General features: G+C 68.4%; 19 protein-coding genes, 1 pseudogene and 1 riboswitch. Of the genes and pseudogenes, 7 read left to right on the forward strand and 13 right to left on the reverse strand.

The features are described 5' to 3' along the window. Positions 1 to 156: 156 nt before the first annotated feature. The 3 genes from BG28_RS04540 (at position 157) to BG28_RS04555 (ending at position 2,679) form a co-directional block, all read left to right on the forward strand. Positions 157 to 552 carry an RNA-binding S4 domain-containing protein gene (locus BG28_RS04540; RefSeq protein WP_051500978.1) on the forward strand — a complete coding sequence of 132 codons (396 nt, stop codon included), beginning with the start codon at positions 157 to 159 and terminating at the stop codon, positions 550 to 552. A 54-nt stretch (positions 553 to 606) separates the two neighbouring features. After that, positions 607 to 978: a non-heme iron oxygenase ferredoxin subunit gene (locus BG28_RS04545; protein WP_036474532.1), complete on the forward strand. Its 372-nt coding sequence runs from the start codon at positions 607 to 609 to the stop codon at positions 976 to 978. Between the two features lie 885 nt (positions 979 to 1,863). After that, a complete protein-coding gene (locus BG28_RS04555; protein WP_036474534.1) occupies positions 1,864 to 2,679 on the forward strand; it encodes an HAD-IIA family hydrolase in 816 nt (271 codons plus the stop codon). An 80-nt stretch (positions 2,680 to 2,759) separates the two neighbouring features. Here the strand turns inward: BG28_RS04555 and BG28_RS04560 are convergent, their stop codons facing one another. Both BG28_RS04560 and BG28_RS15330 read right to left on the reverse strand, forming a co-directional pair. Next, positions 2,760 to 5,363: an MMPL family transporter gene (locus BG28_RS04560; RefSeq protein WP_036474535.1), complete on the reverse strand. Its 2,604-nt coding sequence runs from the start codon at positions 5,361 to 5,363 to the stop codon at positions 2,760 to 2,762. Between the two features lie 81 nt (positions 5,364 to 5,444). Continuing rightward, positions 5,445 to 6,080 (reverse strand): TetR/AcrR family transcriptional regulator, encoded by a 636-nt coding sequence (locus tag BG28_RS15330; RefSeq protein WP_036474536.1) that lies wholly within the window; start codon positions 6,078 to 6,080, stop codon positions 5,445 to 5,447. Between the two features lie 76 nt (positions 6,081 to 6,156). On the opposite strand from BG28_RS15330, the gene BG28_RS04570 reads away from it, so the two are divergent. Beyond that, positions 6,157 to 7,746 (forward strand): anthranilate synthase component I family protein, encoded by a 1,590-nt coding sequence (locus tag BG28_RS04570; RefSeq protein ID WP_051500979.1) that lies wholly within the window; start codon positions 6,157 to 6,159, stop codon positions 7,744 to 7,746. Positions 7,747 to 7,833: 87 nt separating this feature from the next. Here BG28_RS04570 and BG28_RS04575 read toward each other — a convergent pair whose 3' ends face one another. After that, entirely contained in the window at positions 7,834 to 8,598 is a 765-nt protein-coding gene (locus BG28_RS04575; RefSeq protein ID WP_152539210.1) for a hypothetical protein, read from the reverse strand. 94 nt (positions 8,599 to 8,692) lie between these two features. Beyond that, entirely contained in the window at positions 8,693 to 10,183 is a 1,491-nt protein-coding gene (gene cls, locus BG28_RS04580; protein ID WP_133725599.1) for a cardiolipin synthase, read from the reverse strand. A gap of 90 nt (positions 10,184 to 10,273) precedes the next feature. Between cls and BG28_RS04585 the strand changes: the two genes are divergently transcribed. Next, positions 10,274 to 11,230 (forward strand): aminodeoxychorismate lyase, encoded by a 957-nt coding sequence (locus tag BG28_RS04585; RefSeq protein ID WP_036474538.1) that lies wholly within the window; start codon positions 10,274 to 10,276, stop codon positions 11,228 to 11,230. 17 nt (positions 11,231 to 11,247) lie between these two features. Here the strand turns inward: BG28_RS04585 and BG28_RS16710 are convergent, their stop codons facing one another. Genes BG28_RS16710 through BG28_RS14225 form a run of 3 tightly spaced genes read right to left on the reverse strand, consistent with a single transcriptional unit; the run spans position 11,248 to position 12,351 of the window. Beyond that, on the reverse strand, positions 11,248 to 11,745 hold the full coding sequence (locus BG28_RS16710) for a nitrilase-related carbon-nitrogen hydrolase (RefSeq protein WP_369797193.1): 498 nt from the start codon (positions 11,743 to 11,745) through the stop codon (positions 11,248 to 11,250). Next, positions 11,711 to 12,079, reverse strand: a complete 369-nt coding sequence (locus tag BG28_RS16715; RefSeq protein WP_369797185.1) for a nitrilase-related carbon-nitrogen hydrolase — start codon at positions 12,077 to 12,079, stop codon at positions 11,711 to 11,713. Before BG28_RS16715 ends, BG28_RS16710 begins: the two co-directional genes overlap by 35 nt. Beyond that, complete coding sequence (locus BG28_RS14225; protein ID WP_051500980.1) at positions 12,019 to 12,351, reverse strand: DUF4235 domain-containing protein; 333 nt, start codon at positions 12,349 to 12,351, stop codon at positions 12,019 to 12,021. The genes BG28_RS16715 and BG28_RS14225 overlap by 61 nt, the downstream gene beginning before the upstream one ends. Positions 12,352 to 12,417: 66 nt before the next feature. Continuing rightward, positions 12,418 to 12,563, forward strand: a riboswitch (TPP riboswitch). A gap of 75 nt (positions 12,564 to 12,638) precedes the next feature. Here BG28_RS14225 and BG28_RS04600 point away from each other — a divergent pair. Continuing rightward, positions 12,639 to 13,304 carry an ECF transporter S component gene (locus tag BG28_RS04600; RefSeq protein WP_036474539.1) on the forward strand — a complete coding sequence of 222 codons (666 nt, stop codon included), beginning with the start codon at positions 12,639 to 12,641 and terminating at the stop codon, positions 13,302 to 13,304. A gap of 105 nt (positions 13,305 to 13,409) precedes the next feature. Beyond that, positions 13,410 to 15,785 carry an ATP-binding cassette domain-containing protein gene (locus BG28_RS04605; protein WP_235180965.1) on the forward strand — a complete coding sequence of 792 codons (2,376 nt, stop codon included), beginning with the start codon at positions 13,410 to 13,412 and terminating at the stop codon, positions 15,783 to 15,785. 160 nt (positions 15,786 to 15,945) lie between these two features. Here the strand turns inward: BG28_RS04605 and mnhG are convergent, their stop codons facing one another. The 6 genes and pseudogenes from mnhG to BG28_RS04635 all read right to left on the reverse strand — a co-directional run bounded on the left by mnhG (position 15,946) and on the right by BG28_RS04635 (position 23,050). Further along, on the reverse strand, positions 15,946 to 16,332 hold the full coding sequence (gene mnhG, locus BG28_RS04610) for a monovalent cation/H(+) antiporter subunit G (RefSeq protein ID WP_036474540.1): 387 nt from the start codon (positions 16,330 to 16,332) through the stop codon (positions 15,946 to 15,948). Beyond that, positions 16,325 to 16,906 (reverse strand): monovalent cation/H+ antiporter complex subunit F, encoded by a 582-nt coding sequence (locus BG28_RS15780; RefSeq protein WP_084479438.1) that lies wholly within the window; start codon positions 16,904 to 16,906, stop codon positions 16,325 to 16,327. Before BG28_RS15780 ends, mnhG begins: the two co-directional genes overlap by 8 nt. Then, positions 16,906 to 17,622 carry a Na+/H+ antiporter subunit E gene (locus BG28_RS04620; protein WP_235180966.1) on the reverse strand — a complete coding sequence of 239 codons (717 nt, stop codon included), beginning with the start codon at positions 17,620 to 17,622 and terminating at the stop codon, positions 16,906 to 16,908. Before BG28_RS04620 ends, BG28_RS15780 begins: the two co-directional genes overlap by 1 nt. A gap of 115 nt (positions 17,623 to 17,737) precedes the next feature. Beyond that, positions 17,738 to 19,348 carry a Na+/H+ antiporter subunit D gene (locus BG28_RS04625; protein WP_051500983.1) on the reverse strand — a complete coding sequence of 537 codons (1,611 nt, stop codon included), beginning with the start codon at positions 19,346 to 19,348 and terminating at the stop codon, positions 17,738 to 17,740. Continuing rightward, positions 19,345 to 19,980, reverse strand: a complete 636-nt coding sequence (locus tag BG28_RS04630; protein WP_036474541.1) for a Na(+)/H(+) antiporter subunit C — start codon at positions 19,978 to 19,980, stop codon at positions 19,345 to 19,347. The genes BG28_RS04625 and BG28_RS04630 overlap by 4 nt, the downstream gene beginning before the upstream one ends. Then, a pseudogene (locus BG28_RS04635) lies at positions 19,977 to 23,050 on the reverse strand (Na+/H+ antiporter subunit A). The gene BG28_RS04630 and the pseudogene BG28_RS04635 overlap by 4 nt, the downstream one beginning before the upstream one ends. Positions 23,051 to 23,091 lie beyond the last annotated feature (41 nt).

Raw genomic sequence — 23,091 nt, forward strand, 5'->3', positions numbered from 1 at the left:
AGCCTCTCTACTGTAGGAAGTGCCTCTTGAAGGTGCGAGTGATTCAGCAGACCCCGCGTATCGGAACAGTGTTCCCTCACACTCCGGACGCGGGGTCTGCGCATTCGCTGGGGCATCTCCGCCGCAGGCGAGACAGCAGTTCTCTAGACTGATTCCATGTCAGAGACCGCCCCCACCGGCCCCACCGGCCCGGTCCGCATCGACGCATGGCTCTGGTCGGTCCGACTGTTCAAGACGCGCTCCGCCGCCACGACCGCCTGCCGCGCCGGACACATCACCATCGACGGCAATCCCGCAAAGGCCTCGCTGCGCATCACCCCGGGCACCAGGATCCATATTCGCCGGCCCGGGCACGAGTTGATCCTCGACGTCGTCCACACCCTGTCGAAGCGAGTCGGCCCCCCTGTGGCCCAGAAGGCCTACCGCGACCACTCGCCTGAGCGGATCAGGCCCCGCGACGTGGGACTGCCGGTCCGTGAACGCGGATCAGGCCGCCCCACCAAACGGGAGCGTCGGAAGCTCGAAGAGCTCCGCCGCCAGCTGCCGGAGTGAGGGCTTCTGAGACAATGCAGGCCGCAGGTATCCGTCACCAGAGAGGCAGAACACATGTCCAGCACCGAAGCACTCCCCCCTATCGATCTCGGCCCCGCCGGCCAGTACCCCGAGGGCCAGGTCTTCCGCGTCTCCGCCGAGGATTCGGGATGGAATGACGACATCGCGGTGGTCCATGCCGAGGACGGCGGGTTCTACGCGCTCGACGACACCTGCTCTCATGAGGCGGTCTCACTCTCCGACGGCTACGTCGAAGAGGACACCCTGGAGTGCCCGATGCATGCCTCAGCCTTCTGCCTGCGCACCGGCGTCCCAGAGACGCTGCCGGCGCTGCGCCCGGTGAAGACCCATCAGGTCACCCTCGAGGGAGACCGGCTGGTGCTGCACCCCGGAACGCCCCGGCCGGACACGGAGTCAGGCGAATAGCGGGCGAGCTGACCCGCAGTGCGGTTGAAGACCCAGGAAGCTCCCAGGAACTGCTCGGGAAAACGCCAAGAATGGGTCCTACAGTTATAAATACCTCATCAAGGTGCGAGTGATTCAGAGCCCCGAGTCAGCCATTTAAAGCGTCCCCTCACGCTGGCCGACCCGGGGCTCTTCTCGCGCCGGGCGGAGGAATTACATTCCCAGTGACTTACCAGCAAACCGCAAGCACCTGCCCAAGGAGAACTCCTAATGTAGGAACTACCTCATCAAGGTGCGAGTGATTCGGGAGCCCGGACTCGGCCGATCATCAGCGTCCCCCTCACGCTGGCCGATCTGGGGCTCCCTTCTTGATGCCCTGGAGTCTGCGACCGCTCAGGCGGTGGGCACTGCCCCTGGGTCAGTTCTATGGCGGTGCTCATGAGCGCCTCCCTCCCGCAGCGCTCCAGACGCTGGTCACGCCCTGGAGCGGAGCATCTCGATGATGGTGTCCACCAAGAGCCCGACGGTGCGGGCCTCGGTGATGATCGGATCGAGGTAGTCCGTCGGCAAACTGGGCACGGTGCTGACGCGGGAAGGATCTCCCGGGCGCGGGGGCCACGAACATGCCGAGACCCCGGCGTTTGAGCAGGATTCCGCGGTCCACCAGCAGATTAAGACCCTTCGCAGCCCTGGCCGGATTGATCCGACGGAAGGACACGAGCTCATTGCTGGATGGGGCGCGCTCACCTTCAGCCAGGGAGCCGTCCAGGACGGAGGACTCCAGCTGTTCGGCGATCTGCACGAAGAGTGCGCGACCCTCTTCCACGAGCCCGGGCAGCGCGATGTGTGCCAGCTCCCAGCGCCGGCCCCTGGCAGGCCCGCGGCGGGAGGACATAGGATCAAGGCATGAACGGTGAGAACATCGAATGTTGGCTGACCGATATGGACGGCGTGCTCGTCCGTGAGCAGGAGGCGCTTCCCGGCGCTGCGGAGCTTCTGGAGCAGTGGCGGAGCAAGGATCTGCCCTATCTGGTGCTGACGAACAACTCGATCTTCACCGCCCGGGACCTCAGCGCCCGGCTGCGCAACTCCGGACTGGTGGTGCCCGAGGAGCGGATCTGGACCTCCGCGCTGGCCACGGCCACGTTCCTGGCGAACCAGATCGATCCGGAGTCCAATGCGCAGGGCAGCTGCTACGTCATCGGTGAAGCCGGCCTCACCACTGCGATCCATGCCGCCGGATTCATCATGACCGAGACCAACCCGGACTACGTGGTCGTCGGTGAGACCCGGAACTACAGCTTCGAAGCCATCACGAAGGCCGTGCGGCTGATCAATGACGGCGCCCGGTTCATCCTGACCAACCCCGATGCCACCGGCCCGAGCCCGGAAGGCGTCATCCCTGCCACCGGAGCCATCGCCTCGCTGATCACCAAGGCCACCGGCAGGAAGCCCTATGTGGTGGGCAAGCCCAATCCGATGATGTTCCGCTCGGCACTGAACCACCTCGGCGCCCACTCCATGGAGACCGCGATGATCGGGGACCGGATGGACACCGACATCGTGGCCGGCATGGAGGCCGGGATGCACACGATCCTGGTGATGACCGGGCTCTCCAGCCGGGCCAGCATCGCAGACTTCCCGTTCCGACCGAATCGGATCATCGACGGCGTCTACGAGCTGCTCGAGGATCCGCTTGATCGGGACGAGGACTCGCAGTAGCCCCGACACCCAACAGAAGGATCACACAGCAACGCCCGGCGCCTTTGGCAGGTGCCGGGCTTGCTGTGTGTGCGGGTCGGTCAGCGGGTGGGCGCCGTCTCAGCATCTCTGGCCAGCGGCTGGAGCCCGTCGGCGGGGCCGGCAGCCTCGGGTGCGACCTCGCGCTCCAGCTGGGCGCCTTCGACGTCGACGTCCGGGATCAGACGGTCCATCCACTTCGGCAGCCACCAGGCGGCAGGCCCGGCCAGGTGCAGCAGCGCAGGCACCAGCATCAGCCGGACCACGAAGGCATCCAGCAGCACGCCCACAGAGAGCCCCAGCCCCATGGAGGCGATCATCGGGTCATCGGTGAAGACGAATCCGGCGAAGACCGAGGCCATGATCAGCGCCGCGGCGGTCACCACAGAGCGTCCGGCATGGAGGCCCTGGCGCACGGCGAGCCGTGGCGCGGAGCCGTGGGCATAGGCCTCACGCATCCCGGAGGCGGTGAAGAGCTGATAGTCCATGGCCAGCCCGAAGAGGATGCCCACCATGAGCACCGGCAGGAAGGTCAGGACCGGGCCCGGCGTCGTGACGCCGAAGATCTCGCTGAACCAGCCCCACTGGAACACCGCGACGACGATGCCCACGGCGGCGGCGAAGGACCCGACGAAGCCGAGCGTCGCGATCACCGGGAGCAGGATCGAGCGGAACACCATGATCGTCAGCAGCAGCGAGAGCCCGATGACCAGCGCCAGGTAGAGCGGAAGCGCATCGGAGATCACATCTGACATGTCGATCTGAGCGGCCGTCATGCCCGCCACGGAGAGCTCGACGTCGGCCGCCTCGGTTCCGGCCAGCGGGTTTCCTTCGCGGAACTCGTGCACCAGGTTCTCGGTGGACTCGGCGGCCGGCCCCTCCTCAGGGATGATCTGGAAGACGCCGAGCGTGTTCTCGTCATTGAGCGCGGCCGGCACTGCGGCAGCGATGTTCTCGTTCTGAAGCAGCGCGGTGCCGATCTCGATCTGGTAGTCCTGCGCCTGGGTGTCATCGAGGCCGGAGGGCAGGTCGGCCAGGACCAGGAGCGGTCCGTTCACGCCCTGACCGAAGGCCTCCTCGGTGGCGGCGTAGGCCTGGTAGGAGGCTGAGTCCTCGGCGTTGGAGCTGGCGTCGGGCAGGCCCAGGCGCAGGTCGAAGGTCGGGATGGAGAGCACCCCGAGTCCGATCAGTGCGACGGCGGCGATGCCGATCGCCTTGCCGTGGCCCATCGGTGTGGTGATCTCCTTGGTGCGCCGTTCCCCGATGTGACGACGTTCCTTGCGACCGAGAATCCTGCGGTCCACCAGGGAGAGCATGGCCGGGGTCATGGTGACTGCCATGAGCACTGCGATGGCCACACAGGCGGCTGCGACGCTGCCCATCAGGGCCAGGAACGGCAGGCCGGTGACGTTGAGCGCCAGCAGCGCGATCACCACGGTGGCGCCGGCGAAGACCACGGCATTGCCCGCCGTGCCAGTGGCCAGGGCGATCGACTTGTGGACCGCCATGCCGTCCTTCAGCTGTCGGCGGTGCCGGTGGATGATGAACAGCGAGTAGTCGATGCCCACAGCGAGTCCCAGCATCAGGCCCAGGATCGGAGTCATGGACATCATGTCGACGACGCCGGAGAACGCCAGCGCGCCGGCAACGCCGACTCCGACGCCGATCAGGGCGTTGAGCAGCGGCAGTCCGGCGCCGATGAGCGTGCCGAGCATGATCAGCAGCACGGCTGCGGCGATCATCAGCCCGATCAGCTCGGCCACGGAGAACAGGTGCGGGAGCTCGAAGTCGAGGTCGCCGCCGGGAAGGGCCTCGACGCCCTCGATCTGCGCGTCGGTGATGACCTCGGAGACGGTGGCCAGGTCCTCGGTGCCGATGCCCTCCATGGGCTCGGTGAAGTTGAGCATCAGCACGGCGACATCGCCGTCCTCGGAGACGACCTGAGCCCCGGAGGAGAGCTCCAGGAGCGCCTCGCCGCGCTCCAGCTCCTCGGCGGCCTCGTTGAGCTCCTCCGCGCCGGCGTCTAGCTCCTCCTCGCCGGCCTCGAGCTCCTGCTGCGCGGCTTCGAGCTCGGCGCGGCCGGCATCGAGCTCGGCCTGCTGCGCCTCGAACTGGGGCTGCGCGGCCTCGTAGATGCCCTGCTCCCGAGCGTCGGCGATCGCCTGGTCGAGCTGCTCCTGCCCCTGGTCAAGCTGGGCGAATCCGGACTCGATCTCCTCGCGGCCGGATTCCAGCTCTTCACGGTTGGTCTCGATCTCTTCGCGGCCGGACTCCAGTTCTGACTCACCGGTGGAGATCTCGCTGCGCGCCTCGGCGATCTGCTCCTCGGTGGCGAAGGGGTCGGTGACGCTGCTGACGATGCCCTCGCCCTCGAGCTCCTCGATGAACTCCGCGACCTGCTCCTCCTGCTCGGCGGTGAACGGCTCACCATCGTCGGTGCGCAGGATCGCCGAAGCGTTGCCGCCGCCGGAGTCCGGCATCTCCTCGACCAGACGGTCGGCGACCGCGGTGGTCTCAAGGTCAGGGAGGGTGATCTGATCCGTCAGCTGTCCGCCGAAGGCGAGGAAGGAGCTGACGGCGAGGGCGAGCATGGCTAACCAGGCTGCGACGACGGTCTTGGCTCGGCGCGCAGAGAGCATGCCGAGGCGATAAAGGAGCTTTGCCATGACACGATCATAAACGGAACGCCGCGTCTCGAAATTAGCCGAGACCTTTATGAAGCCCTGATGTGATCAAGGTCATGGCCGCTAGTTGATCGAGCTGCCGGCCCCGGGACGCATCAGCCCGGTCACGACGACGTCGACGAGGCTCTCCGACCAGCTCAGGCTCGGCGCGGAGCCGGTGAGCATCCGGAAGATCAACGGGTCCCCGATCGCGGAGGCGGCCGCGGCGATGTCGACGCCCTCTCGAAGTTCACCGGCTCGCTCGGCCTCCCGCAGACGCTCGGCCAGCAGGCCGTGATCCCACATGCTCGCCTGCTGCAGCAGCCGCTCGGTCCCCGGATCACCCTGGAGTCCCGCCACCACGAGGCTGCGCGCCATACCGACGTGGGTGTCGCGGAAGGCCTCGACGAGCATGCCGCGAATCCAGGTCAGACAGTCCGCGCGAAGATCGCCGGTGGAGGGCATGGGCACCAGCTCGATCTCGGCGTTGCCGGTGAGCATGACCTCCAGCACCACGGCCGCCTTCGACTTCCACCAGCGGTAGATGGTCTGCTTGCTCACCCCTGCCTCGGAGGCGATCGCCTCCACGGTGAGCTCCTCGTAGGAGCTCACGCGCAGCAGCCGGGTCGTGGCGTCCAGGACCGCCTGGTGCGAGGCTTCACTGCGCGGACGTCCCCGTCGCGGTTCTGCGGTGTCGGACCGCTGTGCCTCAGATGCCATGGGCGATATCGTAGCGCGCCGAGCGGACCCTCGGCCTGTGCCATCCTTGATCCATGACCGCCGCACCAGGGACCCCATGAGGGCTGCGTCGACCAGCCGGCTGCTGGACCTGGAGGAGCTCGTCCCGGAGTCCGCGCGAAGGGCCCGGAATCATCAGGCCCGTGACTCCGAGGACCTCGCCGCGCAGCTCTTCGCGAGCCTCAACGCCCAGCTTCCCGGCGTTCCGGCGGCGCTGCTGGAGAGCAGCGACCACGCCCGGACCGAGCAGCCCGCGCGCAGCGCCCACAGCATCCTGGCGTTCTCCTTCGGCGCGCAGGCGGCCACGGTCAGCCACCTGAAGGGTCAGACCAGCGTCACCACGCCCGCGGGGACCACCGAGGCCCAGCAGCCGTTCTTCAGCTGGCTGGCGGAGAACTGGAGCCGGCCGGCGGACCAGGCGGCCGCGGATGGGGATCCGGATCAGCCCCCGCGCGACACCCCGCGGTTCGCGCTCGGCTGGGTCGGATGGCTCGGCTATGAGCTCAAGCGAGAGTCTGGCGCCGCGGACCTGGCCGGCACGGCGCTGGAGCAGAGCGGTCTGCCCACCCAGGAGGCCAGCCTGTTCCGCGCCACGCACGCCGTGGTGATCCACCATGGCACGGGACAGCTGGAGCTCCAGTGCCTGGACCCGAGCACGGAGTCCGACTGGGAGGAACAGGTGATCCGGGCATTGGCCCGACCGGTGCCGGCGGGGAGCGCCGCGAGGCGGGTCGAGGGAGGCGACGCCGCACCTCAGGGGACTGCGGCAGTACAGGACGTCGCGGTCAGGGATTCCCGCAGCACCTATCTAGCGGCGATCCAGGCGGCCAAGCGAGAGATCACCGCGGGCAACAGCTACGAGGTCTGTCTGACCACGGCGGTCACCGGGACCCTGGCACCGGGCCACGCGTCCGGCGTCGACCTCTTCGCCGCTCTTCGTGCCCGCAACCGGGCCCCCTTCACCGCGTTCCTGAGCATCGGGGAGACCGAGATCCTCTCCACCTCCCCGGAACGGTTCCTCAGCGTCAGCGCGGGCGGCACGGTGCGCTCGGAGCCGATCAAGGGCACCAGACCTCGCGGGGCCACCACCGCAGCGGACCGTGCCATGATCGAGGATCTGCGCACCCACCCCAAGGACCGGGCGGAGAACGTGATGATCGCGGACCTGGTGCGCAACGACCTTTCGATCCACGCCGTACCGGGCAGCCTGCGCACGGAACGGCTCTGCGCGGTGGAGACCTACCCCAGCGTGCACCAGCTGGTCTCAACGGTCAGCGCTCAGATTCCGGATGAGGTCCCGCGGGCTCGGGTCGTCGCCGACGCCTTCCCGCCCGGGTCGATGACCGGAGCCCCGAAGATCTCCACGATGGAGATCCTGCAGCGTCTGGAGACGGGGGCGCGCGGACCCTATTCGGGGGTGGCGGGGTATTTCAGCACGAACGGCGCCGCCGACCTTGCGGTGCTGATCCGCACCGCGGTGCTCACCGGGACGCCCGGGGCCCGCCGGCTCCACCTGGGTCTGGGCGGGGCCATCACCGCCGATTCCGACCCTGCGGAGGAGTGGGAGGAGATCCGCACCAAGTCCCGCGGGGTGCTGGAGGCCCTCGGCGCGACGTTCCCGGACTCTGCGCCCGAAGCTAGTCGGTGAGCTCGTGATCGAAGGTCGCGAGCTTCTCCGCCTGGCTCTCCACGATCTCCTCGAACGTCTCGGCATCCATGTTCGCGGCGCTGACCATCAGCAGGTGCCTGCCGTAGTCCTTGCTGGCTGAGAAGCCAAGGACCTCCACCATGGACTCGCCGTCGTAGACTCCATCTCCAGCTCGAGTCCGCGGAAGTCATGGGCCTCGAAAGCCTCGAAGTCCACCGAGTCGGTCTCTGCCTGAAGCGGCTGTCCGGTGCAGGCCTCGACGACCCGGTCCCAGACGGAACTTGAATTCGGCCGTCCCTCAAGGCCGAGCATCCATACATAGAGGCTCTCGGTGCGATCGGCGAGCTCGTGCTGGTACTCCTGGACCACGCCGCGCTCCGGGCTGTCCCCGATGAGGTCCGCGTTGATCCGGTCCATGGCAGATGTGCACTCGCCCTCACCGAAGCTCTCGGTGTAGACCTCTGCGGTCGCGCCGAGCTGGTCCTGGAAGAAGTCCAGTCCGGTCAGCGTGGAGTGGCTGTCCGGGGTGAACGGGAGCTCTGACTCGGTGAGCAGGATCTGCGCGATCTCGCGCTGCGTGAGCAGCTCCTCGGGCCCCGACTCGGTGGCCTCTTCGGCGCTGCCGCCCTCCGGATCTCCGGCGTCCTGATCTGCAGAACTCTGGCCGGCGGTCTCCGCGCTCTCCGCGGAGACGGCACTGAGCCCTGCGGCATCCTGTGCCTGGCCCAGATCCTCGGAATCCGAGGAACAGGCCGTGGCGGACAGCGTCGCTGCGGCGATCATGCCGAGCAGGCCCGCGGTCCGGGTCGCGGAAGGCGCTGCTCGGCGAGCCGTCGAACGCAATCCGCTCATGTTTCCTCAGGTCTGATCGGCGCTGGGTGGAGGGGCTCCGGAGAGGGCTCCGGCGTCCTGGGCAAAGAGTATATATGCTCGTCTATCCGGGGCTCTACTGCAGCCCGGAGGTGAGCCGGAAGGTGTTGTCCAGGTAGCGCACGTGCCAAGGCCTGCGCGACCACTCCTGAAGGTCAAGCTCGGTGGAGAGCAGGAGATAGCGCGTGAAGACCTCCTCGATCTCGGCGACCTTCTCCACGTCGACGATCATCAGCGTGACCTCCAGGTTCAGCGAGAACGAGCGCATGTCCATGTTTGAGGACCCCAGGACCGCGACGTGGTCATCGATGATCATGAACTTCGCGTGCAGCACGTCGGGATCCGGGTAGCGGAAGATGCGCACCCCGGCCTCGAGCAGGATCTGGTAATAGGACTGCTGGGCGTGCTGGACGGTGAACTGATCGGCCTTCTTCGAGACCAGCACGAGGACCTCGACATCACGGTGCGCCGCATTGGTGAGCGCATAGAGCAACGAATCGTCGGGGACCAGGTACGGCGTGGAGATGATGATCCGGTCCGTGGCCTGGTAGATCAGGTCGTTGAAGAGCCGCAGGTTGTTCTCATCCGGGAACCCCGGACCCGAGGGGACCACCTGGACCAGCGAGCCGCCTGAGGCGGCCTCATCGGCCTCCAGGTCCACCAGCAGCTTCTCACCGAGGTTCTCGTTGGTCTCGGCGTACCAGTCGGAGGCGAAGACGATGTCGAGGCCGGTCACCGCGGGGCCGGTGAGCACAACGTTGAGCTCGACCCAACGCCGGCCCATGCGGACGGCGGCGGGTCGCTGGTAGTGCGGTTCGATCAGGTTCGTGGAGCCGGTGAGCGCGGTGATGCCGTCGATCACCACGATCTTGCGGTGGTTGCGCAGATCCAGCCGGGAGAAGCGCCGGCGCAGCGGACGAATCGGAAGCACCCGGTGCCATTCGATCTTGGAACCGCGCAGCCTGCGCTTGAGCCGACGGTAGCCCTTGACCCGTGCCGTGCCGAGATGGTCGTAGAGGAAACGCACCTTGACCCCGCGCTCGGCCGCGCGCTCCATGGCGTCTAACACCGGGCCGGCGTACTCGCGGTCGTCCCCGACGATGTAGAAGAGCACATGGACGTACTCCCGGGCCTCATCGATCTGATCGACGAGCCAGGTGAAGGACGCCTTATAGTCCGTGATCAGCGTGAGCTGGTTCCCCTCCTGGATGGGGAAGGCGCCGAGATTGCGGTTGAGCACCACGGTGGCGCTGAGCTGCTCATGCTCACGCAGCTGGTCCGAGAGCTCCATCTGACTGGTGGCCTGCAGCAGCGCGGCATTCATCCGTCGCTGACGCTCCTGCCGACGGGAGGAGAGCTTGCTGCGACCGAAGAGCAGGAACAGCGGCAGCCCGATCGCCGGGATGAAGAAGATCGCCAGCAGCCAGGCCATCGCCGTGTTGGGGCGGCGATTGGAGGGGATGATGCCGATCACGGCCACCCGGACGCCGATCTCGAACACAAGGATGCCCAGGAGGATCCCCTGCGGCAGGGAGTCCAGTCCCAACCCGCTAAATGGCCACAGCAACGCATACCCTCCAAGGTGTTCTGAGACAGCCTACTGGGTCTGCCCCTGCCGATCACCGCTGGCGGCCCACTCAGGGGCTAGGCTGTAGCCATGGCTGAGCACTTTCGTGATGACTCTGTGGCCGCCGTCGCCGTACGGATCGACGCCGAACACCCCACCGGTGCGGTCTTTGACCCGCACCAGCCCCAGCTGCGGATCACCGACCTCGGTGCCATTCGCGGGGACGGGATATTCGAGACGATGTTCGCCGTGAACGGCACGCCGCGAAAGCTCGACGCACACCTGGCCCGACTGCGCCGCTCCGCCGGCATCCTTGACATCGGCATCCCCCCGGCGGACTCCTGGGAGGCCGCCATAGGGCTGGGCCTCGAGGAGTACCGCGCCCGGGGCGGGGTGCCCGAGGAGCTCGCGGTCAAGCTCGTGGCCACCCGAGGCGTGGAGGGCGAACCGGCCTCCGAGGATCCAGCCTTCGCCGGCACCTACTGGCTGATGCTGACTCCGGTGGCTGAGAGCATGCGGTCCAACCGCGGCAAGCCGCTGGCTGTGACGCTGCTCGACCGCGGCTACGACTCCACCGCCGCCGAACGGGCGCCCTGGCTGGTGCTCGGCGCCAAGACCCTGAGCTACGCGGTGAACATGGCGGCGTTGCGCCACGCCGACGCTGGCGGTTACGACGACGTCATCTTCACCACCTCCGACGGCCAGGTGCTCGAGGGCCCGACCTCCACGGTGCTGATCGCGAAGGCGGGCGCCGAGGGTGAGCCGCCGACGCTGATCACCCCGGTGCTGGAGACCGGCATCCTGCCGGGCACCACCCAGGGAGCGATCTTCACCGCGGCCGAGCGGGCCGGCTGGAAGCTCGGCTACGGGCCGCTGACCCCGGAGGACCTCTATGCGGCGGACCATCTGTGGCTGCTGTCCTCGGTGCGACTGGCTGCTCCGGTGAACCGGATCGATGAGCATGAGCTCGCCGTGAACCCGGAGCTCACCGCGGCGCTGAACAGCTTCCTCGACCAGGACCTGCCGGTCAACCACCCGCTGGACTGAGCTGCGCGCCCTGGGCGCTAGAGCTGGCGGGCGTTGCGCAGCACCGGGACCAGCTCCCGGGTCCGGCTGACCAGTTCGGGGTCCAGCTCGGCGATCAGCAGCTCGGGCGCACTGCCGGCCTCGCTGAGCGGGACGCCCAGCGGGGACACGATCATCGAATGCCCGATCCCGGTGGGCGCTCCCTGCACCGCCTCCACTCCGGCGGCGGTGGGATCCGCCTGGCCGCAGGCCAGGATGTACTGCGTGGAGTCCAGCGCCCTGGCCTGGGCGAGCAGCCGCCACTGCTCCAGCTTCCCCTCCCCCGCACCCCAGGAGGCCGGCACCAGGGTCACCTGCGCGCCAGATCGGGCATGGGCGGTGAACAGGTTGGGGAAGCGGATGTCGTAGCAGGTGGCCAGCCCGAAGGTGATGTCGTCGAGGACGAAATGCGCCGGGCTTCGGCCGGGCTGGACGCCGTCGGACTCCTTGAAGCCGAAGGCGTCATAGAGGTGGATCTTGTCGTAGGCGACGTCGATCTCCGCGGCCCCCGCCGGCGCCGGCGGGGCCCACGGCGATCAGCGTGTTGACCACGCGGGGTCGACCGTCAGCGCTGGGAACCCCGGGGGTGAACATCCCGGCGACGATCACGATCTGGAACTCCCGCGCCAGGCCACGGACGGCCTCGGCCCAGGCGCCGGTGACCGGTTCGGCCACGGGCGGCAACGGGTGCCCGAAGGCGCGCTGGGCGGCCTCGGGGAAGACCACGACCCGCGCCCCGGCCTGCGCGGCACGCGCGGTGTATTCCCGGATCAGCTCCAGGTTGGCATCGGGGTCCGGGCCGGTGGTGATCTGAGCGGCAGCAATGCGCATCGATCAGACCTCTGCGCGATCTCCAGCTTGCTGCGGAGCTTCTTCACCGTGGAGCTTGCGCCCCGCTGTGAGAGCACCTGCACGGCGGCGGAGACGACGGCAGAGCCGATGGAGAAGGCCAGGGCGCGCTTGAGGGTCATCTCGTCGTTGGCCACACGAGGGGCGTCGTCGCCGGTGGTCTTCTTCCACACGAAGTCGAAGATCCTCGTGGCGACGAAGCCGCCGGCCAGTGAGATGCCAAGAGCCATGCCCTTGTCCAGAAGCTTGTCCACAGTTTTCTCCTCAGATGTGGTCAGGGGTGGTTCAGTGTCCTGGTGCTACTGTAGTGCACGTCATTTGAGACACGACAGGGGAGCGCCCCTCGACAGGAGATCTGGCTGATCAGCCAGTATCCTGCCGGCAGGACGCTGAGAGTGGGCTGAAGGCCCAGACCCTCGCACCTGATCAGGTTAGGACCTGCGAAGGAAGTCGAGCATCTTCACTCGGATGTTTGAGCTGCGGCTCGAGCCTCCCTCCTGCGTGCTCTTGGTCCGCACTCACCTTCATGGGGAGAAGCATCATGAGCAGCAACAATCGCGCGGCCCCCGCAGGCCGCGGCACAGGCACACACTTCCCCGCCCGGTCATGGCGCTGGTCGGTGTCCGACATCGTGGTCGCCTCGGTGCTTGCGGTCGCCTCCGGGGTCATCTTCTGGGGCTGGAACCTCAGCTACCACCTGGTCGGGAACCTCTTCGTCCTCTACCCTCCGGTGGAGACCCTGGTGCACGGGATGTGGCTCTTCCCAGCCGTCCTGGGCGCACTGGTCATCCGCAAGCCCGGCGCCGCGATCTATTGCGAGATGGTCGCCGCGGCGGTGTCCGCCCTGCTGGGTTCGCAGTGGGGGCTCACCGTGCTCTCCTCCGGCTTCATGCAGGGACTCGGGGCCGAGCTGATCTTCCTGGCGGTGGCCTACCGCCGGTTCTCGCTGGAGTTCGCGATGCTGGCCGGTGCCGCCTCCGGGCTCACCGGCGGGATCACCTATCACTGGATCGTGCCGATGTACGCCTACGCCCCCACGGAGACGATCATCCACATCGCCTGCTTCGCGTTCTCCGGGGCGATCATCGCCGGGGTGCTCCCCTGGCTCGCCACCCGCGGGCTCGCGGCGGCCTCGGTGCTGGGACCGCTGGCCTCGCGGCGGGCCCATCGAGAGCCTCGACTGGGTCTCGGCCGCTCACATGGGTGATCCGGCGGGTCAGCGTGCGGATGACGCTCCAGGCGAGGCCGGGCTCTCGCGGGGTGAGTCGACCCAGACGCGACCCGGAGGCGGAGTGGCCGTCATCGCGCGGGGATGGTCCTGGACCCATGCCGAGCGGGAACGTCCCGCCGTCGCGGGCCTGGACCTGAAGATCGCTGCCGGGGAGAAGGTGCTGCTGGCCGGACCTCCGGGGCGGGGAAGTCCACCCTGCTCCACGCGCTGGCCGCGGTGCTCCACGACGACGAGGCCGAGGTCCACGGGCAGCTGCTGCTCGACGGCGTCGCTCCCGACCAGACCCGCGGCCGGGCCGGGCTGATGCAGCAGGACCCGGAATCTCAGGTGGTGCTCTCTCGGATCGGCGACGACGTGGCCTTCGCGGCCGAGAACCTCGCGGTGCCCCGGGAGCAGATCTGGCAACGGGTGCGGGCGGCACTCACCGAGGTGGGGCTGGAGGGCTTCGGCCTGGACCATCCGAGCGCAAAGCTCTCGGGAGGACAGAAGCAGCGGCTGGCCCTCGCCGGGATCCTCGCGATGCGCCCAGGACTGCTGCTGCTGGATGAACCCACCGCGAACCTGGACCCCGAAGGCGTGTGGCAGGTCCGCGACGCGGTGCTCGCCGCGGCCGAGGCCACCGGCGCCACCATCATCCTGGTGGAGCATCGCCTTGAGGTCTGGGCGGAGCAGATGGACACGCTGCTCGTGCTCGAGACCGGGGGCGGCATCCGCAGACGCAGCCCCGCGGCGGAGATCTTCACCGATCCCGCGCTCCGCGAGGAGCTGGGCGCGATGGGACTCTGGGTCCCCGGTCGCGACCCGCTGCAGGAGCTGCCGGCTTGGCCGGGTGAGGCCGTGCTGCCGGGTAAGGCCGTGCTGCCGGATGAACCTGCGCGGGATGTGAAGTCTGCATGGGGCGGGATGCCTGGGCCGGCGCCGGGCGAGCCGCTGCTGCTGGCCGAGGGCCTCGCCGTCGGCCGCCACTCCCCCAAGGCTGGCTGGCGAAGCGCCCACGCCCGGCGCGCCGACGCTCACGGATCTCGATCTGGTGATCCGCCGCGGCCAGACCCTGGGCATCACCGGCTGCCAACCGGTGCGGGGAAGTCCACGCTGCTGCTGACCCTGGCGGGACTGCTGCCCGCCCACGCCGGGAGCCTCGCCGCGACGGCGGAGCTCAAGGGTGGTGCGGCCGGCGCGGGGCTGGCCGCGGACCCGCATGAGTGGCGCTCCGCAGACCTGGTCGCCCGGATCGGCGTGGTGTTCCAGGAGCCGGAGCACCAGTTCGTGCGCAGCACGGTGCGCGAGGAGCTGGCCCTGGGGGCGCAGCAGGCGAAGGTTCCCGGCACCGCTGATCCGTTGTTCACCGAAGAGCAGGTCCAGGACCGGGTCACCGGGCTGCTGCAGCGGCTGGGACTCTCCGAGCTGGCCGAGGCCAACCCGTTCACGCTCTCGGGCGGGGAGAAGCGCCGCCTCTCGGTGGGCACGGTGCTCTCGGCCGGGCCGCAGGTGCTGATGCTCGATGAGCCCACCTTCGGCCAGGATGCGCGTACCTTCGCGGAGCTGATCTCGCTGCTGCGCGAGCATCTGGACTCCGGTGGCACGGTGCTCGCGGTCACCCACGACGCGGACTTCCTGCGCGGGCTCCAGGCCGAGGAGCTCCAGATCGGGGCCACCGGCCGGGCCGCGCCGGGGACCGGTGAGCAGCCCGGGGCGTCAAAGGCCGGGAAGCAGCCCGAGGCGCCGGGCGGGGAGCTCTTCGCCGCCGTGCGGTCGCTCTCATGGCTGGGTCGGCGCAATGCGCTGGCCAAGCTGATCGCGGTCTTCCTGATCACTGCGGCGCTGGTGATGACCATCGATGTAGTGAGCTCCGGCGTCGTCATCCTGGCCGCCCTGGCGCTGCTGCCCTTGGCCGGGATCCGTCCGGCGGGCTTCCTGCGGCGGATCTGGCCCTTTGCGGCGGGCGCCGTGCTGGCCGCCTGGGGCACCGCGATCGCGGCCGAAGAGTCCGGGCGGGTGCTCCTGGACCTGGGATTCACCACGATCAGCGAAGGCTCGATCACGCTGGGGCTCGCGCTGGGCGCCCGGGCGTTTGCGATCGTGCTGCCCTCGGTGATCGTGTTCTCCACCACGGATCCGACCGACCTGGCGGACTCTCTGGCCCAGCAGCTGCGGCTGCCGGCGCGGTTCGTGCTCGGGGCGCTGGCGGCGATGCGGCTGCTGGGTCTGCTGGCGGAGCATTGGAGAACCATCGGGCAGGCCCGCCGGGCCCGCGGGGTGGGCACGCATGGCGGAGTCGTGGCGCGGATGCGCGGCACGGCCTCGCAGGCGTTCGGCCTGCTGGTCCAGGCGATCCGGATGGCCACCCGACTCGCGGTGACCATGGAGTCGCGTGGGTTCGGCGCAGGTCCGCGCAGCTGGGCGCGCCCCGCCCGGTTCAGCGCGGCAGACCTGCCGGTGATCCTGGGCGGCGCCTGATCGGGGCGCTGGCGGTGACCGCGGCGGTCCTGAGCGGGACCTGGAACTTCGTCTGGACCTGATCGACGGCAGCCCCGGCTGCCCGGAAAAGCGGGAGCAACGGGCGGCTCAGCCCCGGGAGGGCCCCGGGCTGCTCAGCCCCGCGGGAGCACCTGGCGGCTCAGCCCCGGGAGGGCGGGATGTCCCGGCTGATCCGCTCCACCGCGCTGGCGAGCTCATCGTGGGTCAGCAGATCGCGGCGCATGTGCTTGGTCCGGTAGCCAGAGCGCCCGACCACGTGGGCGCTGACCGGGGCGGTGAGCAGCTGCAGGCCCCAGGCGAGCAGCACGATGGCCACCCATTCCCAGGACCGCCAGGTGATCGCCGCGGCCAGCAGCAGCGAGAGCAGACCCAGCACCTGGGGCTTGGTCGCGGCATGCATCCGCGAGTGCAGATCGGGCAGCCGGACCAGGCCGACGCCGGCGGCCAGGGACATCAGACCGCCGATCACCAGGAGCACCGAGGCCACGGCGTCGAGGATCAGATCTGCGTCGAGAGATTCAATCATCACGGCCCTCCTGCTGTCTGGACGGACCAGGCGCACCCTCGGCGTCAGCCTCGGGGCCTGCGCTCGGCGCGGGAGCGGCCCCCTTGGTTTGATCCTCATTCCGGCGCGGGGTGAACCCGGAGCGGGCCAGGGCGGAGAACCAGGAGGTGGACTCGTCCTCTCCCTCCTCCACCTCCAGTCCTGGCATCCTCGGGGTGCTCACGGGGTCCTGCGGGGCCTCAGGCTCGCTCTCCGAGCCTGCGCGGGGGATCGCCGGGGCCACCGGTGGCCCCGGGTAGGGGTCTTGCTCCGAGGTCTCGCCCGCGACCTCTTCAGGAGAGCGCACGACCACGTAGCGGGCGATGGCCACGGCGCCGAGGAACCCGATCACGGCCGTGATCACCACGAACATGATGAAGTCCTGGTGATCGTTGACCACCATCTCCACGATCATCATCGAGGCCACGATGATCAGCATCACGTCGAGGCTGATCACCCGGTCCAGCACCGAGGGGCCCTTATAGATCCGGTAGACGCTGCCGATGGCGCCGACGGCGAGCAGCACCTGGGTGATCTGCACGGCGATGTCCAGCATCAGTGCTCCACCTCCTCGATCGTGACCCGCTCCGCGGAATCGGCCGAGCCGGCGCCTTCATCGACGCGACCGGCTGCGCGTTCGGCGTCCCGTGCTGCTTCGCTGGGACCGTCTCCACGGTGTGTGAACGGCGCATCGCGCTCGGTCTTGGAGAAGCCTGACATCCGGCCCAGGCGCTTCTCGGCCCTGACCACTGCGACATCGGAGCGGTTGCCGCAGGTCATGATGATCAGCGCCTCGGTCTTCAGCGCATCCTGGCGGATCTTCTCGGCGTCGTCATCGGAGTCGACGTCCAGCGTGTGGAGGTACAGCGTCGCCGTCGTCCGGTCCACGTCGAGGACCAGGGAGCCCGGCACGAGCGCGAGCGCATGCCCGGTGAGCGTGACGATCAGGTCGTCATGGCTGCGCAGCTGGATCGAGATGATCGAGTTGCGCACCTTCGGACCGACCACGACGGCGATCCAGGAGACCTGGAAGGAGGCGGCGACCATCTTGACCAGGAAGCGCAGCGCGAAGACGAGCCCCCACAGCGGGTTGAGCCGTCCGCTGCCGCGCAGCGGCGGCAGATAGAACACCCGCACGATGATTGTGGCGTAGACCGCGCCGATGATGAACGTGCCCAGCGTGAAGTCCTGCCAGATGGCCATCCAGAAGAAGCCCAGGAAGGCGATCAGCGGCAGCTCCAGCTTCAGCGGAGTCTTGGGCCTCTTCATCATCGATCATCCCCGTCCGTGATCTCCGGGAGGACCTCGGCGTCCTCGTCGTCGGGCTGCAGCGAGGTCTCCACCGGAGCATGCTCGGCCGCGCCGTCGTCGTCGAGCTCATAGTCGATCAGGAAGGTGGCCGCGAACTCCTCGAGCTCATCGCGGACGCCTCGGTGCGCTCGGGCCCGAAGACCGCCTCCAGGTAGGGGGTGCGCTCGTACATGTCCTGCGCGGCGGCCCGGGAGAAGTCCATCAGCGGGCCGGCGAAGACGCTGAACGCCAGAGACATCGCGACCAGCGCCGCGGTGGGAGCCACCATGGACATCGGCAGGTAGCGCTTGTTGGCCGCACGCGAGTGGGCCAGGGTCTTGGACATCAGCTGCCGCTCGGGAGTCTCATCGGCGTCCTCGGGCTTGCGCCAGAAGCCACGGGTCCAGATCCGTGCCACTGCCATCAGGGTCAACAGCGAGGTCAGCACCGAGGCGATCACCAGGGTCCAGGTGATCCAGGTGTTCTCCGCGATGCCGCCCTGCATCATGCCCAGCTTGCCGACGAATCCGGAGAACGGCGGAATCCCGGCGAGGTTCATCGCGGGGATGAAGAACAGCAGTCCCAGCACCGGGGAGATCTTCGCCAGACCGCCCAGGCGCAGCACGTTCGAGGTCCCGGACCTGCGTTCGATGAGTCCGGTGACCAGGAACAGGGTGGTCTGGATGGTGATGTGGTGGGCCACGTAGTAGATGGTGGCGGCCATGCCGATGATCGAGCTCAGCGCGAGGCCGAAGACCAGGTAGCCGATGTGGCTGATCAGGGTGAAGGAGAGCATCCGCTTGATGTCCGCCTGCGCCAGCGCGCCGAGGATGCCCACGATCATGGTCAGCGCCGCGACGATCATCAGCGCGGTGTTGATCCGCTCCCCCGGAAAGAGCAGCGTCTCGGTGCGGATCATCGCGTAGATCCCGACCTTGGTGAGCAGCCCTGCGAACACCGCGGTGACCGGCGCCGGCGCCGTGGGGTAGGAGTCCGGCAGCCAGAAGGCCAGCGGGAAGACCGCCGCCTTGATCCCGAAGGCCACCAGCAGCATCACGTGCAGGGTCAGCTGGGTGCTGGGATCAAGATCTGCGAGGCGCAGCGCGAGATCGGCCAGGTTCACCGTGCCCGTGGCGGCGTAGATCATCCCGATCGTGATCAGGAAGAGCATCGAGGAGACGATCGAGACCACCACGTAGGTGACGCCCGCCCGGATCCGGGACTCTCCCCCGCCCAGGGTCAGCAGCACATAGGAGGCGGTCAGGAAGATCTCGAAGCCCACGTAGAGGTTGAACAGGTCCCCGGCGAGGAAGGCGTTGGAGACCCCGGCGACCAGGATCAGGTAGGTGGGATAGAAGATTGAGACCGGACCGGAATCGTCCTTCTCTTCGGCCGCACCCTGGCCCACCGCGTAGAGCAGCACGCACAGGGTGATGATCGAGGAGACCAGCAGCATCAGCGCCGAGAACCGGTCGATCACCATCACGATCCCGAACGGTGCCGGCCAGCCCCCGAGGTGGATCGCGTGGGCGCCACCGTCCCAGACCTGGCTGAGCAGCGTGACCTCGAGGATCACGGTGAGCACGAGTGCACCGATGGTGATCGCCCGCTGGGCTGACTTGTTGCGGTAGAACGCGAAAGCGAAGCCGGCCCCGAAGAACGGGATCAGCACGGCCAGCGGGGTGAAGTTGAGCAGCTCGGCGTTCATCGGCGCTGGCCTCCTTCACTCGGGTCTGGGCCATCCTCGGGATCCTCGGTGGGGTCGGCATCGGAGACCTCCCGGTGGGGCGGTCCGTCGGCACGCCCGGCTCCGATGGTGACATCGCGATGATCCGGATGCGTCTCCTCCACCGCTCCGGCCACGTCCTCGGCGTCTGAGCCGCGGCGCGGGTTCAGCAGCTGAGGACCCGAAGAGTCGGTGTCATCGGCGAACTCGGTGGTCTCGGTGGCCAGCTCGGCGTCCTCCTCGGTGTCGTGGACCTTCGCGTAGGAGGCGACCCGGCGGTCTTCCTCATCATCGGCGAGCTCGTCCTGCCGGGCGAGCACCCAGGAGCGGTAGATCAGCGCCAGCATGAAGCTGACCAGTGCGAAGGCGATCACGATGGCGGTGAGCAGCAGCGCCTGCGGCAATGGGTCGAGGTATTCCTGGGCGCCGATGTCGGGATCGTAGATCGGGGCGAGGCCGGCGCGTCCTGCGGTGTGCAGCAGCAGCAGGTTCACGCCGTTGGAGATCAGGATGATGCCGAGCAGCACCCGGGTCAGCGAACGCTCCAGCAGCAGGTAGATGCCGATGGCGAAGAGCGTACCCATGAGGACCAGCAGGGTCAGGTTCACGGTCATCGTGCCACCCCCGCGGAGGTCTCACCGTGGATGCCGTGGGCGGTGGTGGAAGCGCGCTGGCCCTCACGTTCGCTGCGCACGTCGATCTCCGAGCCGAGGCTGCGCAGGATGTCCACGATCAGGCCGATGACCACCAGGTAGACCCCGACGTCGAAGAGGATCGCGGAGACGAAGTGGTGCTCACCGAAGATCGGCAGGGTGAGGTAGAAGTCGAAGGACTGGAAGGCCTGCCCGCCGGCGATCATCGGGGCCAGCCCGGTGAAGCAGGCGATGGCCAGGCCCCATCCCATCAGGGCGCCGGCGGAGAACGGGATCGCAGCCTCGAGCTCGTAGCGCCCGCCCGCCAGGTAGCGCAGCACGAAGGCAAGTCCCGCCAGCAGCCCGCCGGCGAAGCCGCCGCCCGGCAGGTTGTGTCCGGCAAGCAGCAGGTAGAGCGAGATCATGATGATGCCGTGGAACATCAGCCGGGTGATCACCTCGAAGACGATGCTGCGGTGCTCCGGAGCGACGGTGCGCCCGGCCACCAGCCAGGCCTCGCGGGCCACTGTGGCGAATGACCTGGCGACCTGGATCTCGCGGACCTGCCGCGGGGAGAGCGCCTTGTCCGATAGCACCCGTCCCACGGTGCCGCTGGGGACCTCGTGCAGCTCTCGGCGCTGCACGTCGCGGCGCTTCACGAAGATCAGTGAGGCGATGCCGGTGGCTGCGGCCGCGAGCACGGTGATCTCTCCAAAGGTGTCCCAGACCCGGATATCCACCAGGGTGACGTTGACGATGTTCGCGCCCTGACCGACCTCATAGGCCATCCATGGATACTCCATGGACACCGGGACGGCGGAGCGGGAGTTCATGGACATCGCCGCGACGGCCATCATGACCACGCCGAAGCCGATGCCCAGGGCCGCGCGGCCGAACTTGAATCGGGTGGGGCTCTGGGTCCAGATCCCCGCCGGGAGGCTGCGCAGCGCCAGGACGAAGACCACCAACACGATGGACTCCACCAGCAGCAGGGTCAGCGCGAGGTCGGGGGCGCCCTGCAGCGCGAAGATCCCGGCGATGCCCCAGCCGCAGAGTGAGACCATCAGCACCGCCATGAAGCGCTTGGGCGCCCAGATCGCACCGGAGGCGCCGGCCAGGATGATCAGGGCCAGCACCACCTGCAGCGGCTGTTCGGCGATGATGAAGGAGTCCACCATCCACCGGTCGGTCACCCCGGCGCCTCCGGGGGCGCCGAAGATCACCACGCTCAGCGGGACCACGGTCGCCACGGCGAGGATGATGAACAGGTACCAGCCCAGCGCGCCGCGCTGGGTCCGCGCGGTGACCCAGGAGGAGAGCATGTCGACCCCGCGGACCGAGGCCCGGTAGCCGCGCTCGGCGTCGAGCACCGGTGGCACCTTGGCCTGCACGCGAGCGAAGGGCTCCCGGGCTCGGAAGAGCAGGTAGCCGAGCACCCAGGTCAGCGCGGAGAGCCCGAGCACCGGGGTCAACCCGTGCCAGAGCGCGAGATAGGTCGGTTCGACCTCGGGAACCACCGGGGCGAACAAGGTGGCCCAGGGTTCCACCAGCGCCTGAACCGGCTGGGGGAACAGCGCCAGCCCCACCGTGATCGTCGCCAAGATCATGGGTGCGGCCAGGAAGACCCGAGGCACCGGGCCCTTGAACACGATCGGCGCCACCGCGGTCCCGGAGGCCTCCCGCTTGGTGGCGAAGGCACCCCAGAGGAACCGGGCAGAGTAGGCCACGGTGAGCGCGGAGCCCAGCACCACGCCAGCCAGCACCAGCCAGCCCCAGATCAGCAGTGAACCTTCACCGCTGGCCTCGGCGTAGCCGAAGAAGGACTCGAAGACGACCTCCTTGGCCACGAAGCCGAAGAGCGGTGGCAGTCCGGCCATCGAGGCGGTGCTGATCAGCGCGACGATGAACAGCGGACGCTGGGTGCGCGCCAGCCCGGAGAGCTTGCGCAGGTCACGGGTGCCGGACTGGTGGTCGATGATCCCGACGACCATGAACAGCGCCGCCTTGAACAGCCCGTGGGCCAGCAACATCGTCAGGCCGGCGAGCGCCGCGTCCTCGGTGCCCAGCCCGTTGACCATGATCAGGAAGCCCAGCTGGGAGACCGTGCCGTAGGCGAGCACCAGCTTGATATCGGTCTGGCGCAGCGCCCGCCAGGCGCCGACCAGCATGGTCAGCAGCCCGAGCCCGAGCACCAGCGGCAGCCAGAAGCTGGTCTCGTGGAAGCCCGGAGCGAACCGGGCCACCAGGTAGACCCCGGCCTTGACCATCGCGGCGGCGTGCAGATAGGCCGAGACCGGGGTCGGCGCGGCCATCGCGGCCGGAAGCCAGAAGTGGAACGGGACCAGCGCGGATTTCGAGAGGGCACCGAGCAGGACCAACACCGCCGCGATGTCCACGGCGGTCGCCGTGGCCGGGTCCGAGACCAGTTCCGGGGCGGCGGCGAGGATCTCGGAGAGCCGGTAGCTGCCGGCGAGCTGGCCGAGCCAGAGCAGGCCCACCAGCATCGCCAGGCCGCCGAAGGTGGTCACCAGCAGCGCCTGGATCGCGGAGCGGCGGGCGTAGATCCGGTGCGCGGAGAAGCCGATCAGCAGGAAGGACAGGATCGTGGTGAGCTCCCAGAACACGAAGAGCATCACCAGGTCATCGGCGAGCACCAGGCCCAGCATCGAGGCGGCGAAGGCGAAGAGCTCCGCGGCGAAGGGACCTGCGGCGCGCTCGGAGGCGGAGAAATAGCGCGCACAGTAGAGCATCACCAGGCGCCGACGCCGAGGATCAGCACCGACATGGCCAGCGCCAGGGCGTCGATACGGAACGCGAGCTCCACGCCGAACTGCGGGATCCACTCGATCACCTCGGCCGGTGGCGCGTTGGGCTCCCCGATGCCGGCCGCCTGATCGGCCTCCAGCACCGCGGGCACGTAGCTGAGGATCGCGACCATCGCCACCGCCAGGACTGCGGCGAGGAAGAAGAAGGTGCGCCGGCCGAACCGGTGGTACAGGAAGGGGGTCAGGATGCTGAGGGCGAACAGCACAGCCAGCATCCCAATGATCATGTACCCCGCTCCTCTCCAGTCAGCCGTGCCTCGCGCGCCCA

It is taken from the genome of Nesterenkonia sp. AN1 (assembly GCF_000582475.1).
Lineage (GTDB): Bacteria > Actinomycetota > Actinomycetes > Actinomycetales > Micrococcaceae > Nesterenkonia > Nesterenkonia aurantiaca.

Bases quoted from the DNA above. Each gene is read 5' to 3' on its own strand.
- BG28_RS04540 (WP_051500978.1), top strand. From the start codon at position 157: ATGTCAGAGACCGCCCCCACCGGCCCCACCGGCCCGGTCCGCATCGAC.
- BG28_RS04545 (WP_036474532.1), top strand. From the start codon at position 607: ATGTCCAGCACCGAAGCACTCCCCCCTATCGATCTCGGCCCCGCCGGC.
- BG28_RS04555 (WP_036474534.1), top strand. From the start codon at position 1,864: ATGAACGGTGAGAACATCGAATGTTGGCTGACCGATATGGACGGCGTG.
- BG28_RS04560 (WP_036474535.1), bottom strand. From the start codon at position 5,363: ATGGCAAAGCTCCTTTATCGCCTCGGCATGCTCTCTGCGCGCCGAGCC.
- BG28_RS15330 (WP_036474536.1), bottom strand. From the start codon at position 6,080: ATGGCATCTGAGGCACAGCGGTCCGACACCGCAGAACCGCGACGGGGA.
- BG28_RS04570 (WP_051500979.1), top strand. From the start codon at position 6,157: ATGAGGGCTGCGTCGACCAGCCGGCTGCTGGACCTGGAGGAGCTCGTC.
- BG28_RS04575 (WP_152539210.1), bottom strand. From the start codon at position 8,598: ATGAGCGGATTGCGTTCGACGGCTCGCCGAGCAGCGCCTTCCGCGACC.
- BG28_RS04585 (WP_036474538.1), top strand. From the start codon at position 10,274: ATGGCTGAGCACTTTCGTGATGACTCTGTGGCCGCCGTCGCCGTACGG.
- BG28_RS16715 (WP_369797185.1), bottom strand. From the start codon at position 12,079: ATGCGCATTGCTGCCGCTCAGATCACCACCGGCCCGGACCCCGATGCC.
- BG28_RS04600 (WP_036474539.1), top strand. From the start codon at position 12,639: ATGAGCAGCAACAATCGCGCGGCCCCCGCAGGCCGCGGCACAGGCACA.
- BG28_RS04605 (WP_235180965.1), top strand. From the start codon at position 13,410: ATGGTCCTGGACCCATGCCGAGCGGGAACGTCCCGCCGTCGCGGGCCT.
- mnhG (WP_036474540.1), bottom strand. From the start codon at position 16,332: ATGATTGAATCTCTCGACGCAGATCTGATCCTCGACGCCGTGGCCTCG.
- BG28_RS15780 (WP_084479438.1), bottom strand. From the start codon at position 16,906: ATGCTGGACATCGCCGTGCAGATCACCCAGGTGCTGCTCGCCGTCGGC.
- BG28_RS04620 (WP_235180966.1), bottom strand. From the start codon at position 17,622: ATGATGAAGAGGCCCAAGACTCCGCTGAAGCTGGAGCTGCCGCTGATC.
- BG28_RS04625 (WP_051500983.1), bottom strand. From the start codon at position 19,348: ATGAACGCCGAGCTGCTCAACTTCACCCCGCTGGCCGTGCTGATCCCG.
- BG28_RS04630 (WP_036474541.1), bottom strand. From the start codon at position 19,980: ATGACCGTGAACCTGACCCTGCTGGTCCTCATGGGTACGCTCTTCGCC.